19 protein-coding genes are annotated in these 15,619 nt (G+C 69.1%); 11 read left to right on the top strand and 8 right to left on the bottom strand.

Annotated elements, in window-relative coordinates; genetic code table 11:
* Nucleotide 1: 1 nt before the first annotated feature.
* Both A7U43_RS26285 and A7U43_RS26280 read right to left on the bottom strand, forming a co-directional pair.
* Nucleotides 2–1,018 (bottom strand): sensor histidine kinase, encoded by a 1,017-nt coding sequence (locus A7U43_RS26285; RefSeq protein WP_068003832.1) that lies wholly within the window; start codon nucleotides 1,016–1,018, stop codon nucleotides 2–4.
* A complete protein-coding gene (locus A7U43_RS26280; RefSeq protein WP_068000928.1) occupies nucleotides 1,015–1,686 on the bottom strand; it encodes a response regulator transcription factor in 672 nt (223 codons plus the stop codon). Before A7U43_RS26280 ends, A7U43_RS26285 begins: the two co-directional genes overlap by 4 nt.
* A gap of 103 nt (nucleotides 1,687–1,789) precedes the next feature.
* On the opposite strand from A7U43_RS26280, the gene A7U43_RS26275 reads away from it, so the two are divergent.
* Genes A7U43_RS26275 through A7U43_RS26255 form a run of 5 tightly spaced genes read left to right on the top strand, consistent with a single transcriptional unit; the run spans nucleotide 1,790 to nucleotide 5,301 of the window.
* Nucleotides 1,790–2,452 carry a glycosyltransferase family 2 protein gene (locus A7U43_RS26275; RefSeq protein ID WP_068000925.1) on the top strand — a complete coding sequence of 221 codons (663 nt, stop codon included), beginning with the start codon at nucleotides 1,790–1,792 and terminating at the stop codon, nucleotides 2,450–2,452.
* Entirely contained in the window at nucleotides 2,452–3,111 is a 660-nt protein-coding gene (locus tag A7U43_RS26270; RefSeq protein WP_068000922.1) for a TIGR04282 family arsenosugar biosynthesis glycosyltransferase, read from the top strand. Before A7U43_RS26275 ends, A7U43_RS26270 begins: the two co-directional genes overlap by 1 nt.
* A 2-nt stretch (nucleotides 3,112–3,113) precedes the next feature.
* Nucleotides 3,114–3,743: a class I SAM-dependent methyltransferase gene (locus A7U43_RS26265; RefSeq protein ID WP_068000921.1), complete on the top strand. Its 630-nt coding sequence runs from the start codon at nucleotides 3,114–3,116 to the stop codon at nucleotides 3,741–3,743.
* A gap of 5 nt (nucleotides 3,744–3,748) precedes the next feature.
* Nucleotides 3,749–4,840, top strand: coding sequence for a molybdopterin-dependent oxidoreductase (locus A7U43_RS26260; RefSeq protein ID WP_156526186.1), 1,092 nt, complete (start codon nucleotides 3,749–3,751; stop codon nucleotides 4,838–4,840).
* Nucleotides 4,837–5,301, top strand: a complete 465-nt coding sequence (locus A7U43_RS26255; protein ID WP_068000914.1) for a hypothetical protein — start codon at nucleotides 4,837–4,839, stop codon at nucleotides 5,299–5,301. Before A7U43_RS26260 ends, A7U43_RS26255 begins: the two co-directional genes overlap by 4 nt.
* Here A7U43_RS26255 and A7U43_RS26250 read toward each other — a convergent pair.
* Nucleotides 5,227–6,582, bottom strand: coding sequence for a hypothetical protein (locus tag A7U43_RS26250; protein ID WP_068003830.1), 1,356 nt, complete (start codon nucleotides 6,580–6,582; stop codon nucleotides 5,227–5,229). The genes A7U43_RS26255 and A7U43_RS26250 overlap by 75 nt on opposite strands.
* A gap of 73 nt (nucleotides 6,583–6,655) precedes the next feature.
* Between A7U43_RS26250 and A7U43_RS26245 the strand changes: the two genes are divergently transcribed.
* Complete coding sequence (locus A7U43_RS26245) at nucleotides 6,656–7,783, top strand: nitronate monooxygenase (protein ID WP_068000909.1); 1,128 nt, start codon at nucleotides 6,656–6,658, stop codon at nucleotides 7,781–7,783.
* 34 nt (nucleotides 7,784–7,817) lie between these two features.
* A complete protein-coding gene (locus A7U43_RS26240; protein ID WP_068000906.1) occupies nucleotides 7,818–8,648 on the top strand; it encodes an adenylate/guanylate cyclase domain-containing protein in 831 nt (276 codons plus the stop codon).
* Here the strand turns inward: A7U43_RS26240 and A7U43_RS26235 are convergent.
* On the bottom strand, nucleotides 8,628–9,335 hold the full coding sequence (locus A7U43_RS26235; RefSeq protein ID WP_082902323.1) for a cutinase family protein: 708 nt from the start codon (nucleotides 9,333–9,335) through the stop codon (nucleotides 8,628–8,630). The two genes, A7U43_RS26240 and A7U43_RS26235, sit on opposite strands and share 21 nt — an antisense overlap.
* Nucleotides 9,336–9,554: 219 nt before the next feature.
* Nucleotides 9,555–10,217: a phosphate signaling complex protein PhoU gene (gene phoU, locus A7U43_RS26230; RefSeq protein ID WP_068000902.1), complete on the bottom strand. Its 663-nt coding sequence runs from the start codon at nucleotides 10,215–10,217 to the stop codon at nucleotides 9,555–9,557.
* A gap of 43 nt (nucleotides 10,218–10,260) precedes the next feature.
* Between phoU and A7U43_RS26225 the strand changes: the two genes are divergently transcribed.
* The 3 genes from A7U43_RS26225 to A7U43_RS26215 are packed head-to-tail and all read left to right on the top strand — an operon-like array spanning nucleotide 10,261 to nucleotide 12,090.
* The gene (locus A7U43_RS26225) at nucleotides 10,261–10,923 is read left to right on the top strand and encodes an AzlC family ABC transporter permease (protein ID WP_068000899.1); all 663 of its coding nucleotides are present in this window, start codon (nucleotides 10,261–10,263) and stop codon (nucleotides 10,921–10,923) included.
* Entirely contained in the window at nucleotides 10,916–11,239 is a 324-nt protein-coding gene (locus A7U43_RS26220) for a branched-chain amino acid transporter permease (protein ID WP_068000896.1), read from the top strand. Before A7U43_RS26225 ends, A7U43_RS26220 begins: the two co-directional genes overlap by 8 nt.
* Before the next feature lie 23 nt (nucleotides 11,240–11,262).
* A complete protein-coding gene (locus tag A7U43_RS26215; protein ID WP_197500100.1) occupies nucleotides 11,263–12,090 on the top strand; it encodes a GNAT family N-acetyltransferase in 828 nt (275 codons plus the stop codon).
* Here the strand turns inward: A7U43_RS26215 and A7U43_RS26210 are convergent.
* The 3 genes from A7U43_RS26210 to A7U43_RS26200 are packed head-to-tail and all read right to left on the bottom strand — an operon-like array spanning nucleotide 12,084 to nucleotide 14,174.
* A complete protein-coding gene (locus tag A7U43_RS26210; protein ID WP_068000892.1) occupies nucleotides 12,084–12,710 on the bottom strand; it encodes a pyridoxamine 5'-phosphate oxidase family protein in 627 nt (208 codons plus the stop codon). The two genes, A7U43_RS26215 and A7U43_RS26210, sit on opposite strands and share 7 nt — an antisense overlap.
* Nucleotides 12,688–13,851 (bottom strand): o-succinylbenzoate--CoA ligase, encoded by a 1,164-nt coding sequence (gene menE, locus A7U43_RS26205; RefSeq protein WP_231963472.1) that lies wholly within the window; start codon nucleotides 13,849–13,851, stop codon nucleotides 12,688–12,690. The genes A7U43_RS26210 and menE overlap by 23 nt, the downstream gene beginning before the upstream one ends.
* Nucleotides 13,852–13,856: 5 nt before the next feature.
* Nucleotides 13,857–14,174, bottom strand: coding sequence for a DUF3349 domain-containing protein (locus A7U43_RS26200; RefSeq protein WP_068003823.1), 318 nt, complete (start codon nucleotides 14,172–14,174; stop codon nucleotides 13,857–13,859).
* Between the two features lie 185 nt (nucleotides 14,175–14,359).
* Here A7U43_RS26200 and A7U43_RS26195 point away from each other — a divergent pair, with 185 nt between their 5' ends.
* A complete protein-coding gene (locus tag A7U43_RS26195; RefSeq protein WP_068003819.1) occupies nucleotides 14,360–15,607 on the top strand; it encodes an inorganic phosphate transporter in 1,248 nt (415 codons plus the stop codon).
* Nucleotides 15,608–15,619: the final 12 nt, after the last annotated feature.

The raw sequence follows: 15,619 nt of genomic DNA, 5'->3' as shown, positions 1-15,619 counted from the left end.
GTCAGCACGGCAGCGGCAGCCGCACCTCGAACCGGGCACCGGTCGTCAGGTTCTGCGCCGTGACCGACCCGCCGTGTGCCTGCACCAGCCCGGCGGCAATCGCCAGGCCCAGCCCCGAACCGTTGGGCAGCGTCGAATCCGGCCGTGGCACACGCCCATTGGACCCGCGGTAGGCGACGTCGAAGACCCGCGGCAGGTCGTCCTCGTCGATGCCGACACCGGTGTCGTCCACCCGAACCCAGGCCTGGGGTCCCTCGGACCCGACGGTCAAGGTGACGCTGCCGCCCTCCGGTGTGTGGGCGGTGGCATTGGCGACCAGATTCGACAGCACCCGTACCAGAGCCCGGTCGCTGCCGAGGACGTGGACCGCTCGATCGGGAAGCTCGGCATGCAACGCCACCCCGGCACGTCGCGCCGGGATCCGGTGCGCGGCAAGGACATCGTCGACCACCTCGTCGAGGGCGACCAGTTCGTGGATGGGCGCCGCCGCGCCGGCGTTGATCTTCGACATCTCGAACAGGTCGTCGACCATCTCGGCAAGCCGGATGGATTCCTGCTCGATGTGTTTGGCGTGCGAACGTACATCGTCGTCGGTGACCACACCGTCGGCGATGGCCTCCGAGACGGCGCGAATCCCCGCCAGCGGTGTGCGCAGGTCATGGCTGACAAACGCGACGAGTCGGCGCCGGGACTGCTCGGCGGCCCGCTCGGAATCCCGGATCTGGCGCTCCCACACCGTGCGCCGGGCCTGGTAGCGGGCGAGCATCACGGCGGTGGGAATGGTGACCGTCGAGACGATCGCCAGTACCACGGCGATCTGCTGGAAGGTCTCGGTGATCATGAAGCCGCTGGCTCCCAACACACCGGTGAACGTGGCGATCGTCGGGATCAACACCAGCGCAACCATGCTGACCGCCAGCGACCACGAGCGCGCCAGCCGGATCGCGATGGCGCCGGCGGCCACCACCGGCACCGAGCAGGCCAGCGCCCAGCCGGCGATCTCCCACAGATCGGTCACCGCGCACTCCACAGATAGCCGCGGCCCCACACCGTCTGGATGCGGTGCTGGTCCCCGAGTTTCGCGCGTAACCGCTTGACGTGCACCGTGACCGTGGACATATCGCCGTAGTCCCAGTGCCATACCCGTTTGAGCAGGTCGGACCGGGAGAACACGGTATCGCCATTGGTCAGGAAGAACACCAGCAGATCGAACTCCCGGTTGGTCAGGCTGATCGGGCGTCCGGCCACCGTCACCGAGCGTGCCGCCGTCGACACGCTGAGATCGCCGCACGAAAGTTCCATGGGGGCAACCGGAATCGCACCGCTGCGCCGCAGCACCGATTGCACACGCAGCGCCAACTCGCGAGGGCTGAACGGTTTCGTCAGATAGTCGTCGGCGCCGGCTTCCAGACCGGCGATCCGATCGTCCTGTTCGCCGAGGGCGGTCAACAGGATCACCGGCAGGCTGAAATTGCCGTCGCGGCGCAGATCGCGGCACAGCGTGAGGCCGTCGGACTCGGGCATCATCACGTCGAGCACCGCGACGTCGATATCGACGGAACCGAGCAGTCGCCGTGCCTCGGCCCCGTCCTGGGCGATCGCCACTTCCAGTCCGTCGCGTTCGAGATATCGCCGGACCACATCGCGCACGACGGTGTCGTCGTCGGCGATCAGCACCCGGGTCATAGCCTTCGAGGCTAGCCGCCACCGGCCCGCCGGGCAGCGGTGTCACGGTTCTGTCACCATTTTGCCGTGGCACCCGGAGCGGAGTCGGCCTAGCGTCGTTGCCATGACCGATCGCCGGCCGGCTTCCGTGACGGTCGTCCTCCCGTGTCTCAACGAGCAACATTCGCTACCGGGTGTGTTGGCGGCGATCCCGAACGGGTACACCGCGCTGGTGGTCGACAACAACAGCACCGACGACACCGCCGCGGTGGCCCGTGCGCACGGGGCGACGGTGGTGCACGAGGCCCGTCCGGGTTACGGGTCGGCGGTCCATGCCGGGGTCGTGGCGGCGCAGACCCCCATCGTCGCCGTTCTGGACGGGGACGGGTCGCTCGATCCCGCGGAGTTGCCGTCGATGGTGGCCGAACTCGATCATGGCGCCGATATGGTGATCGGCCGGCGCCGCGCCGGGCCGGGGGTCGGCTGGCCGTGGCACGCCCGGCTGGGTACCGCCGCGGTGTGCTGGCGGCTGCGCCGGCGTTACCGGCTGCCGGTGCATGACATCGCCCCGATGCGGGTGGCCCGCCGGGACGCGTTGTTGGGTCTCGGCGTGACCGACCGCCGGTCGGGCTATCCGCTGGAGCTGTTGGTGCGGGCGGCGCGCGCGGATTGGCGGGTGGTCGAACGTGACGTCCGCTACGGTTCGAGGACTGCCGGCAAGTCCAAGGTCAGCGGATCTGTGCGGGGCAGCGTCATTGCGGCGCTGGACTTTTGGCGAGCCATCTGATGTGGGCCTGCACCGTTCTGGTGGTTGCCAAGGCGCCGGTGCCGGGGCTGGCCAAGACCCGGCTGGCCGCCGATCTGGGTGCCGAGGTGGCCGCGGATATCGCGGCCGCGGCGTTGCTGGACACACTGGACACGGTGGCCGCCGTCCCGGTGTCGCGGCGGGTCGTCGCGATGACCGGGGATCTGGCGCGGGCCTGCCGGTATCGGGAGATCGAGCGCCGGCTCGCCGATTTCACCGTGATCGAGCAACGTGGCCACGGCTTTGCCGAGCGGCTGGCACACGCCCACCGGGACGCCGCCGCGTTCGGACTGCCGGTACTGCAGATCGGTATGGACACCCCGCAGGTCAATCCCGAGCTGATCGACGAGTGTTGCCGCGGGCTGCGCGACACCGACGCGGTGCTCGGCCTGGCCGCGGACGGCGGTTGGTGGGTGCTGGGCGTGCGGAAACCTTCGATGGCCGAGTGTCTGCGCACGGTGCCGATGTCACAACCGGACACCGGAGCGCGCACCCTGCTCGCGTTGTTCGACGCGGGTCTGGGTGTGCGCCTGGTGACCGAACTGGCCGATGTCGACACCGTCGCCGATATCGACGGGGTGCGCTGCGTGTGCGCCCCCGGCGGTCGATTCGCCCAGGCCACCCGGCTGGCGGGGGTGTAGGCGTGCACGGGGATCTCTACGAGCAGGCCCTGGACGGGCAGCGATGTTGGATCCGCCAGGAGGACGGCCGGGTGAAACGGTTGCCGGTGCATGACTGGCTGATCGGGTCGCAGCCCGACAACCCGTTCGACCGCGCCATCGTCGGCATGTGTACCGGTCCCACCATCGACCTGGGTTGTGGCCCCGGGCGTTTGGTTGCCGACCTGCTGCGCCGCGGCGTGCCGGCGCTGGGCGTCGATCAGTCGGCGTGTGCCGTCGAGCTCGCGCGCAGCAGCGGAGTGCCGGTGCTGCGCCGCGACCTGTTCGGCCCGCTGCCCGGGGTGGGCCGCTGGCACACCGCCCTGCTCGCCGACGGCAACGTCGGGCTGGGTGGTGACCCGTGGCGGGTGCTGCAGCGGGCCGGCGAGCTGCTGCGCCGCGGGGGCGAGTGCCTGGCCGAATTCGATACGGCGGCGAGCGGGGTGGAGGCGCGGTGGGTGCGGTTGGAGTCCGACCAGGCCATCGGTCCGTGGTTCAGGTGGGCCACGGTCGGCCTGGATTGCGCGGCGCGGATCGCCGCGGACGTCGGGTTGGTGTTGCGGTCGGTGCATCCCATCGGTGATCGCGTGATCGCGAGTCTGGCCGTCCGGTGACCACGCTGCGCGGCACCGCCGTGACCGCCAGGGTGGGCGTCGCGCTGGGGCTCGCGGTGGCGGTGTGTTTTGTCACCGGACTACTCAGCCATTTCATCCAGCACCCGCAGCCATGGTTCGCCTGGCCGACCCGGCCGGTCTGGCTGTATCGGGTGACCCAGGGGCTACACGTCGCTTCCGGCATCGCCGCGATTCCGCTGGTGGTGGTCAAGCTCTGGTCGGTGTGGCCGAAGCTGTTCCAGCGACCGGTCATCGGGGGGCCGGTCCGTCTGCTGGAGCGGGGATCGATCCTGGTCCTCGTCGCTTCGATCCTGTTCGAGCTGACCACCGGTCTGCTGAACATCGCGCACTGGTACGTGTTCGAGTTCTATTTCCCCCCAGCGCATTACGCGATGGCCTACGTCGCGGCGGGTGCGGTGCTGGTGCACCTGGCGGTGAAACTGCCGATCGTCCGCCGGGCCCTCGGCGAACCGGTCGACGATGTCACCGACGGTGTCCACGTCGGACCGAACCGCCGCACGGTGCTGCGGGGCACCTGGCTGGCGGTCGCGGCGGCCACGGTGGTGACCGCGGGGCAGACCGTTCCGGTGCTGCGCCGGGTCTCTGTGCTGGCGCCGCGTAGCGGTGAAGGGCCACAAGGTGTTCCGGTCAACCGCAGCGCGATCGCCGCGGGTGTTCTCGCGACGGCGCGTTCGCCGCGGTACCGGTTGACCGTGACCAACGGGGCACGTAGCCGGGCATTCACCGTCGACGACCTGCGGGCGCTCCCGCAGGCCACGTATCGGTTACCGATCGCATGTGTGGAGGGGTGGAGCGCCGAGGCCGAGTGGACCGGGGTGGTGCTGGTGGATCTGCTGGCCGCGGTGGCCGGTTCGCCGGATGCCGATGTGCGGATGGTCTCCTTGGAGGCGCCCGGCCCCTATTCGCGGACGGTGCTGCCGGCGCGGCATGCGCGCGATCCGCAGACCCTGATCGCGCTGCAACTCAACGGGGAGACGTTGAATCTCGACCACGGCTATCCGTGTCGGCTGATCGCGCCGAGCCGGCCCGGCGTCTTGCAGACGAAATGGTTGTCCCGTATCGAGGTGCTGCCGTGACGGCGACGCGGATCCTGTTGGCGCTGGCCGGTATCGGGGTCGGTTGCTACGGCGCGGTGCTGTTGCTGGAACTCCCGACGGCGACGGTGGTGCGGGTCCTGACATGGGCCGTGGTGGCCGTGGTGATCCACGACCTGGCGTTCGCGCCGCTGTGTGCCGCGGTGGGCCTGGCCGGCGGGCGCCTGCTCCCGTCGCGCTGGCGGTCGCCGTTGGCGGTGGCCGCGCTGTGCAGCGTGGTGCTGGTGCTGTTGGCCGTCCCGGTGTACGGCAAACCCGGACTGCGCCCGGACAACCCGACCGTGCTGGATCGCGACTATCCGTTGGGTCTGTTGTCCGCGCTGGCCCTGGTGTGGCTGTGTGTACCGGTCTACCTGTTGTTGCGGCGGTTACCAGTTCGTCAGAATCAGGTGGTTGATCGCCAGGGCGCCCACGACGTTGAGCGCGAGCCACCAACGGTGTGACCGCGGCGGCAGCAGCGCCCCGGCGGCGGTGAGCCACACCGTGAACGGCAACCAGATGCGTTCGGTCTCGGCTTTGCTGAGCATGCTCAGGTCGGCGAGGATGATCGACAGCAGCGCCCCGGTCAGCAGTAGATGCAGTCCCGAACGCCGACGCAACGCGCGCGCATCGAAGACGTGACCCAGTGCCGCCACACTGCCGAGACCGATGGCGCACACCGTAGACGCCAGATTGGCCCACACCCAGTACTGGAATGGCCGGTCGTTGGCGATGCCCTGCCAATAGCGTTCCTGCACCAGGTGATAGCCGTCGAACCACCAGAAACCCGCCGCATAGAAGGCAGCCACCACCGCCAGTGCCGCAATGACGGCGGGTACCAGGGCGCGCAGCGCCGAGCGCCGATCGGTGGCGGTCAGGAGCACCGCCACCGCGGGCAGCGCGATCAGTCCGATTCCGTAGTTGAGGAAGATGCCCCAGCCCAGCAGCAGTCCGGCGCCGGCGCCGGCCGGCACCGCCCGGCGGGGCCGCCCGTGCACGGCCAGCGCCAGCAGGGCGATGCCCCAGGCCGCCACCCCGGCGAAATAACCGTCGGCCGAGACCGCGATCCAGATCGCCGCCGGGGCGACCGCCACGAAGGGCGCCGCCAGTCGCGCGGTGGCCTCGTCGGCGACCGCGCGGATGGCGATGATGATGGCCGCGGCCGCGCTGGAACCGACCAGCAGGCAGAACAATCCGGCCCACGCGCCGCCACCGAGTCCGATGCGGTCCAGCCAGACGAAGCTCAGCAGCGCTGCGGGCGGATGGCCCGAGACGTGGGTGATCCAGGAATCCGGCTGGAAGTCCAAGATCCTGGCGGAGAACGTGCGGACCGCTTCGGGGATGTCGGTGATCGTCGGGACCTGACGCAGGTACTCGTGGCGCGCGGTGAGCCGGCCGGCGAAGCCACGCTCCCACCCGTCGACCATCGCCAGCGAGAACGCCCACAGCAACGATGTGGCCCAGGTGAGGCCCACCAGGGACCGCCAGCGCAACCGCCCGGCGACGTCCGGGCCCCACCGCACCACCGCCGCGGCGATCAGCAGGGCCGGCACCGTTCCCCACCCGACGTGCGCCTCCCACCATCCGAAGATCGGCGCGGTGTCGGCGAAGGCGCGGACGCGTTCCGGTGTGCTGTTGATGATCGGGGTGAGGGTGCCCAGGCCCAGGTGCGGCACTGCGAACGCCGCCACCAGCAGGACCACCCCGACGGACAACGCCGCCGCTTCCCGGCCTCGAATCGGCATGTCCTCCACACTATGGGTGTTCATCGACGGACCCCGGGTCACAGGAAACTTGACGGGTGTCGATAATGAGCGGATGACTACTACGTCCGGGGACTTCTGCGCGCGTTACGGCATCGACTTCCCACTCTTCGCCTTCAGTCATTGCCGCGATGTGGTGGCCGCGGTCTCCAACGCCGGCGGGTTCGGCGTGCTGGGCGGTGCCGCGTACTCACCGGAGCGGCTCGATCAGGAGCTCACCTGGATCGATCAGCACGTCAACGGCAAGCCCTACGGCATCGACATCATCGTGCCCGCAAAGTTCGAGGGCAAGGGTGAGGCGCTGTCCAGCGATGACCTGGCCTCCCGCATCCCGGAGAGCTACCGCGAGTTCGTCAATAAGCTGCTGGCCGATCACGGCATCGAACCCGACACCAAGGTCCGTACCGGTAAGCCCGTGCTCTCCGGTGGGAACGGCGAGGAACTGCTCGAGGTCGCGATGAGTCACCCGATCAAGATGATGGCCAATGCGCTCGGCGTGCCGCCGAATTACATGATCGAGGCGGGCCGCGAGCGCGGAATCCCGGTCGCCGCACTGGTCGGGGCCAAGGAGCACGCCGTCAAGCAGGTCGCCGCGGGGGTTGACCTGATCGTGGCGCAGGGCACCGAGGCCGGCGGGCACTGCGGTGAGGTGTCCACCCTGGTGGTCGTCCCGGAGGTGATCGACGCGATCGACGATGCCGTGCCGGTGCTGGCCGCCGGCGGCATCGTCACCGGACGCCAGATGGCCGCCGCGGTGGCCATGGGCGCCGCGGGCGCCTGGACCGGTTCGGTGTGGCTGACCACCGAAGAGGCCGAGACCGAGCCGCACACCGTCACCAAGATGCTGGCCGCGAGCTCGCGGGACACCGTGCGCTCGGCCGGCCGCACGGGCAAACCCTCGCGGCAGCTGCGCTCGGACTGGACCGACGCTTGGGCGCCCAATCCCGGTGGACAGCAGCCGCTTCCGTTGCCGCTGCAGAACATGTTGTCCGAGCCGGTGCTGCGCCGCATCGACGCGCTGGCCGACCAGGGGCATGAGGGCGCGAAGCTGCTGTCGACCTACTTCGTCGGGCAGGGCGTCGGCCTGATGAACAAGGTGAAACCGGCCCGCGATGTGGTGCTGGAGTTCATCGAGGATTACCTGGCGGCCACCGAGCGGTTGAGCAACTCGCTGCCTGAATGAACCGCGGCGCCGGCCGACCCGCCATAATCGGCGGGTGACCGGCACCGAACTGCTCCTGTTGGTCACCGCCGGACTACTGCTCGCGGGGCTGATCACCTTCCTGGTGCTTTTCCTCGTGGTGCGTCGCCAGTTGGGCACCGTCCGTCGCGAGCTCACCCGGCTGCTGGCCGAGCAGGACGACCAGCGCCGGCGCCGGCGCCGCGGGGTCGCCCCGCTGGCGCTCAAGACGGTCTTTCAAACCGCGGACATGCTGATCAACAAGGGCCTCGGCGCCACCGTGCGCAACTCGATCGAAGACCTCGCGGGCTGGGCCCAGATCGAACGGCCCGACCTGGCCAGGCTCACCGCCGACGGCCGGGTGGTCATCGTGTTCTCCGATATCGAGGGCTCCACCGAGTTCAACGAATCGATGGGTGACCGCGCCTGGGTGCGGGTGCTGGGCAAGCACAACAAGCTGATCGAGTCGCTGGTCGTCAAACACGGCGGGCATGTGGTGAAGAACCAGGGTGACGGCTTCATGATGGCCTTCGCCGATCCGGAGAACGCGGTGCGGTGCAGCGCCGCGGTGCAGGGCGCGCTGGAAGAGAACCCGCAGCGCTGGGAGTCCATCAAGGTGCGCATCGGCGTGCACATGGGTACCTCGGTGCGTCGCGGTGAGGACCTGTTCGGGCTCGATGTCGCCATGGCGGCCCGGGTCGCCGGTCAGGCCGACGGCGGCGAGATCCTGCTCAGCGCAGCTGTTGGTGCGGCCGTCAAAGATCTCGACGATATCCGGCTGGGTGCGCCGCGCGAGGTCGAACTCAAGGGCCTGCGCGGCACCCATCTGCTGTATCCGGTGGACGGATCAACCTGGCGTCGAGGCTGAGGTGCCCTGAATCGGTTTGGTGGTTGCGGGCTTCTGGTCGGCGGCCTTGATCAGCTTGGCGGTCCACTCCGCGCCGAGCTTGACCAGACCGGACTCCGGGTACTGGACGTGGGAATCCCAGTCCCGGCCCAGCGAGCACACCGGGTCGGCCGGTGCGCACAGATCTGCAGTGCGCGGCCCGAACACCGTGCTCATCCGGGTCAGTGGGTTACCGATGCGGGCAGACGGATTGCCGAACACCACCACGGAGGTGATGTGCGGACCAGCAGAGGCCGGCAGCGGTGCGGTGTAGCCGAGTCCGGCGATCGGGGCGGTGGTGACGATGTCCACCACCGCGGCCCCCTGCGAGTAGCCGCCGAGCACGATATCGGTTTTGGGGCACTGCGCGGCGATCATCTGGACCCGCTTGCTCATATCGTTGGCGCCGATGGCCGCCTTCATGAAGTCCCAGGTGGCCGGGTACTTCACCGCGTAGGTGCTGACGGACTTGCCCTTGACCATCGGCTTGAGCGATTCGACGAAGGCCTTGCCGACCTTGCCGATGCCGGGCGGCTCATCGGTCCCACGGGCGAAGACAACCTCGATATCGGAGCACTGTGGCGCGGCCGCCGCGATCGGTGCGGTCCACGGGCTCAGGCCGAGCGCCAGTGCCGCCGTCATGAGCACGGCCAATCTTCGGGCGGCCATTTCTCTAGTTCTCCTCGACTGTTTCGGTCCGCTACGTGCCCCCTTCAATGCCCATCATTATTCACAATATTCACTCTATTAACATCTGTGCCAATTCTGTGACCTTGATCCGACGGGCTGAACCGGTCGGCCGCGATGGCCCGCGAGAGTGCGGTGGCGGAGAGTTTGCCCACTTGAGGCCCCCGACAATGGCAATCTTGGGAGGCCCAGCGGGGTCGGTCAGAGCGGTATCTGGCCGGCGCGCGGTGTGCTGCCGGATACCTGGAACATCACCTTGCGCGCGATGTCGACGGCATGGTCGGCGAACCGCTCGTAGAACCGACCCAGCAGCGCCACATCGGTGGCCGCGGCCACCCCGTCGGGCCAGCGGTCGTTGAGCACCGTGCCCAAGAGCTCACGGTTGAGATCGTTCATCGCCGCATCGCCTTCCTGGACGCGCACCGCCTCGGCCATGTCACCGGCCACCACCGCGCGCTGGGCGCGCTCGGCGAGTTCGACGGCGTGGCGCCCCATATCGGCGAACAGGCCTAGGGTCCGTGCGGGCACGGCGATACCGGTGCGTGCCCGCGTACCGATCCCGGCGATGTTGATGGCCAGCGCGCCCATCCGGTCGGCGTTGGCCGCGATGCCGAACGCCGTCATGACGAGACGGAGGTCGTGGGCCACCGGAGCGTGCCGCGCGAGCAGCGCGAACGCGCGCCGCTCCACCTGCTGCTCGAGTGCATCCAGGTGGCGCAGCTGCGATCGCACCCGCCCCGCCGCGGCGGTGTCACCGTCGACCACGGACGCGGTCGCGTCGGCGGCCGTCGTCGCGGCGATTCCACACATCTCCCCGAGCTCGGCGGTGAGCCGGTCGAGTTGAGCGTGGAACTCGGTCCTCATGGTGCGTCGGGGTACCCGTTTGCCGGACTGTCAAACTGATCCGATGTCCGTTCTTCGCCTGGCAGCCCCCATTGGCCTGGCCTTTCTACCCCTGGGCATGGCGTTGGGGTTCTTGGTGGTGCACGCCGGCCTGGCGTGGTGGTGGGCGCCGGTGTTCGCCGCCGTCATCTACGCCGGGTCGCTGGAGTTCCTGATGGTCGGGCTGGCCGCGGCCGGGGCGCCCGTCGCCACGGTCGCACTGACCACCCTGATCGTGAACTCGCGGCATGTCTTCTACGCGTTGTCGTTCCCGCTGCACCGGGTCCGCAGTGTGCCCGGCAAGACGTACAGCACCTACGTCCTCTCCGATGAGGCGTTCGCGGTGGGCGTCAGCCCCGCCGCCCGCACCTGGACGTCGGGACAGATCCTGGCGATGCAGGCCGGTCTGCACCTGACCTGGACGGTGTCGGCGGCAGCGGGTGCCTTGCTGGGTGCGGCGCTGCCGATCGAGCGGCTACAGGGCCTGGAGTTCGCGCTCACCGCCCTGTTCATCGTGCTGGCCATCGACGCCTACTCCCAGCACCCGGACCCGCTGACCGCGCTGCTGGCGGTGGCGTGTGCGGTGGCGGCCGGGCTGCTGGCGCCGGGGCAGATGCTGGTGTGGGCCTTTACGGCGTTCACCGCGCTGCTGTTCGCACGCTTGCTGGCGGAGCGCCGCGGTGCCTGACGCCGGGTACATCGCGATCCTCGTCGCCGTCAGCGCCGCGATCACCTGGGCACTGCGTGCAGTACCGTTCGCGGCGTTGGCGCCCATGCGGCACAGCGCCGTGGTGCGCTACCTGAGCCTGCACATGCCATTGGGGGTGATGGTCATGCTGGCGCTCTACACCGTCCGAGATGTCCCCGAAGCGGCTGGGCGACAACAACTGTGGGCGATCATCGCAGTTCTGGTGACGGCGGGCCTGCAGCTGTGGCGCCGACACGCGCTGCTGTCCATCTTCGTCGGCACCGGAATTTATGTGGCGCTGATGTCACTGTGGTGACAGAGTGTGCCGCCGTGAGCATCCTGTTCTGCGGCACCGCACTGGGCCGGCGCATCGAGCACGCCGAGGCCGCGCTCATCGGCGCGGCGGTCGGTGCGGCACGGCACCGCGGCACCGAGGGGTTCGCGTTGCCGGTGGCCGGCGGACTGGCCGCCTTCGCCGAGCCGGGCGCGCCCTTCAACAAGGTGGTGGGTCTGGGATTCGGCGGTGTGCCCACCGCGGCCGAATTCGACGCGGTCGAGCGGGCTTACGCCGAACGCGGATCGCCGACACCGGTGGAACTGAGCACCCTCGCCGATCCGCGGATCGCCGAACTGCTCGGTGCCCGGGGATACCGGGCGGTGGCTTTCGAGGATGTGCTCGGCCGTACCCTCGGCGGGCACTCGGCCGGCCAGGCGCCCGCCGATATCGAGGTACGCCCCGCGTCGGAGCACGAACTCGACGCCTGGGTCGATGTGGTGGTGCAAGGGTTCGCGCACCCGGACGGGGAGGGGGTGCCCAGCCCCGAGGAGTTCCCGCGCGAGGTGGTGGCCCGCGCCGAACGCGATTTCGCCGGGGCCGGAGTGACCCCCTATCTGGCGGTGCTCGACGGTCATATCGCCGGCGGCGGCAGCATGCGCGTCACCGACGGCGTGGCACAGCTGACCGGAGCGGCCACCGCCCCGGCCGACCGCCGGCGCGGTGTGCAGGGGGCGCTACTGGCCGCCCGCCTGCACGATGCCGAGGCGGCGGGTGCCGATATCGCGGTGGTCACCACGGCGCCGGGATCGCTCTCGCAGCGCAATGTGCAGCGACGCGGTTTCCACCTGCTCTACACCCGGGCCATCCTGGTGCGCGCGGCCGGTCAGTAGAGCTGTGTTCGGTAGTTCTCCTCGCTGTAATAGGCCTCCAGCTCCTCGAGGGTCTGCTCGGCCTTGAAGGACTTGGCCAGCTGCGCGGTGCTGGGCACCGACTCCGGGGTCCATATTTCCGGCTTCCAGGCGTCGGCGCGAAGAAAGGCCTTGGAGCAGTGGAAGAACACTTCCTCGATGCTGACCTCCAGCGCCAGGATGGGCCGCTTCCCCTGCACCGTGAGCGCGTCGAAATAGTCTGCGTCCGAAACGATTCGGGCGGTTCCGTTGATCCGGACGGTGTCGCCGCGGCCGGGTATGACGAACAGTGTGCCCACGTGTGGGTTGGCCAGCACGTTGAGGTAACCGTCGACGCGCTTGTTCCCGGGACGCTCCGGGATGGCGATCGTCGAGTCGTCGATGATGTGCACGAATCCGGGCGGATCACCCTTGGGGGACACGTCGAGGTGACCGTCGGCATCGGTGGTCGCCACGAAACACAGCGGCGAGTTCTGCAGCCAGGTGCGGTGCACATCGGCGAGCTTTCCGGCCACCTTGTTGGCCACGGCCGGGTGTGGGTGCCCGACGATCTCGCGGAGCTGCTCGACGGTCGTCACTTCAGTTGCGCTCACCCGCTCCATCATGCCCGCCGAAGCGCTGGATGAGGGCCCGCCGGTCCAGCTTGCCGATGCCGCGCCGCGGCAGTTCGTCGACGATATGCAGTTCGCGGGGTGCTGCCGTGAGATCCAGCGTCGTGCCGATATGGTCCCGCAGTTCGGCGAGCGTGGGTTCGCGTAGCCCGGCCACCAGCACGATCGCGGCGGCGACGCGCTGGCCGAGCCGGTCATCGGGTAGGCCGAAGACCGCGCAATCGGCGACGGCGGGATGGTCGGCCAGCGCGTTCTCCACCAGTTGGGGCAGCACCGTGAGCCCGCCGGTGCTGACCGCGTCATCCGCCCTGCCCAGAATGCTCAGCACACCCGAATCATCAAGGGTGCCAAAGTCGTCGGTGCGGAACCAGCCAGGTTCGGCGAACGGATCGGGCTGTACCGGGTTGCGGTACCCGGATGCCACCACCGCGCCGCCGAGCGTCACCCGACCGGTTGGGCCGGCCACCTCGTCGAGGCGAATCGCGACGCCGTCCAGCGGGACGCCGTCGTATACGCAGCCGCCCGAGGTCTCACTCATCCCGTACGTCCGCACCACCGGAATCCCTTTGGCGGAAGCCCTTTCGCGCAGACCGGTGGGCATCGGTCCGCCGCCGATCAGCACGGCGTCGAGTTCGGCCAGCGCCGCGGCGGCGGCCGGGTCGGCCAGTGCCTTGTCCAGCTGATTGGATACCAGTGAGGTGTAGCGCCGCCCGGGCCCCAGCGCGTGCACCGCCGCCACCAGGTCGGCGGGCTCGAAACGGGCGTCCAGCGCGACCGGCGCCGAACCCGCGAGCACGCTGCGGACCAGCACCTGCAGTCCGGCCACGTGATAGGCGGGCAGCGCCAGCAGCCACCGGCCGGTGCCGCCGAGTCGGCGGTGGGTGGCGTCGGCGCTCGCGGTGAGTGCTGTCGCGGACAGCATGGCGCCCTTGGGGTTTCCGGTGGTGCCCGAGGTGGAGACCACGACGGCGATGTCCTCGTCGATGGGCTCGCCGGTACGCAGCGTGACCTCCAGCAGTCTTCGCTGCCGGGCGTCGGCCGCCGGTACCGGCAGCAGCGCTCCGGCCCCGCCGAGCGCAGCCTCCAGCTCCGGCAGGATGGCCAGCGCCGCGGTGCCGGTGGCAACGGGCACCGTGGTCAGGACAGCGATGACGGACCCTCCGGATCGGGGTCGCGCGGGTCATCGAGCGGCCAACCCCGGGCGGCCAGCCGTGCTCGTACCCGTTCGACGTCTTCGTCGCGGGGCAGTCCGTCGGTGATCCCGGTGATCAGCACCGCGATGTCGACCCGGTCGAACTCGCCACGATCCATCAGGTCCTGGACGACGGTGGTGACTTCGTCGTTGGACAGCCGCCGGGTGAGCAGCGCCAGCAGTGGCACCCGGTCCGGTCCGGGGACCCCCTCCGGATAGCCGGCGGTCAGCCAGGCGGCGATCCGTGCCAGGAAAGCGTTCACCGCGCCAGCCTGCCAGATGGGTGTCACCTGCGCCGATGTGATGGGCAACTTCCATCCGATCGCGTGTGCAGTGATGAACGCTTGGCGAACACCTCTGGTTGACCGGTCAAACCTGCAGGTGAGAGGTGTCCGATGGGGTTGGTCGAAATTGGGCGAAACACGGTGAGATGTCCCAGAATTGCGGCATGAGCGCTGAGCTGATCATCCTGGTGCTGCTGATTGCCACCGCGTTGGCATTCGACTTCACCAACGGCTTCCACGACACCGGGAATGCGATGGCCACCTCCATCGCCACCGGAGCGCTCAAGCCGAAGACCGCGGTGCTGCTGGCCGGTGTGCTGAATCTGGTGGGCGCGTTCCTGTCGGTGGAGGTCGCGGTCACGGTCACCACATCGGTGCTCAAGGTCCAGGACGCCAAATCGGGTGCGCTGTTGCCCGGGATCGACGCCTCGACCGGTCTGACCATCATCTTCGCCGGTCTCGTCGGTGGGATTCTGTGGAACCTGCTCACCTGGCTGTTCGGCATTCCGTCCAGCTCCTCACACGCCCTGTTCGGTGGGCTCATCGGTGCCGGCCTGGCCGCGCTCGGCACCGTCGGGGTCAACTGGTCCGGAGTCACCCAGAAGGTGCTGATCCCGGCCATCGCCGCGCCCGCGATCGCCGGCCTGGTCGCCGCGTGCGGCACCTGGATGGTCTACCGGCTGACCCGCAACGTGGCCGAGAAGCGCCGGCGGGAGGGCTTCCGCTGGGGACAGGTCGCCACGGCCTCGCTGGTCGCCCTGTCGCACGGCACCAATGACGCCCAGAAGACCATGGGAGTCATCGCGCTCGCGCTCATCACCACCGGGCATCTGACCGGCGACGTCAAGGAACAGGGTCTGCCCTTCTGGATCATCTTCAGCTGTGCGGTGGCGATCGGACTCGGCACCTACCTGGGCGGCTGGCGCGTCATCCGCACGCTGGGCAAGGGTCTCGTCGAGATCGAGTCGCCGCAGGGCTTCGCCGCCGAAGCATCTTCGGCCGCAATCATTCTGAGCTCCAGTGCCGCCGGAATGGCGTTGTCCACCACGCATGTGGCCACCGGTTCGATCCTGGGCAGCGGTGTGGGCAAGCCCGGTGCCGAGGTGCGCTGGGCGGTGGCGGGCCGGATGGCCGTGGCCTGGCTGATCACGCTGCCCGCCGCCGGCCTCGTCGGGGCGCTGTCCTACTGGTTGTCCGACGGTGTGAAGACGCTGTCCGGTTCGGCCCTGGTCGGTGACGGTCTGATCTTCCTGATCCTGGTCGGGATGTCCTTCTACCTGTGGTGGCGCGCCCAGCAGCAGAAGGTCGACCACAGTAACGTCAACGCCGACTGGGATTCGTCGACGAACTCCGTTGTCCCGGCCGAGGTGCGCGCCACCACCACGGACAACAAACCCACCGCGACGGTCTGATCCGGCACGAGA

Source organism: Mycobacterium adipatum (assembly GCF_001644575.1).
In the GTDB taxonomy this organism is placed as follows: Bacteria; Actinomycetota; Actinomycetes; order Mycobacteriales; family Mycobacteriaceae; genus Mycobacterium; species Mycobacterium adipatum.
This window is presented reverse-complemented; position numbering and strand designations above follow the sequence as displayed.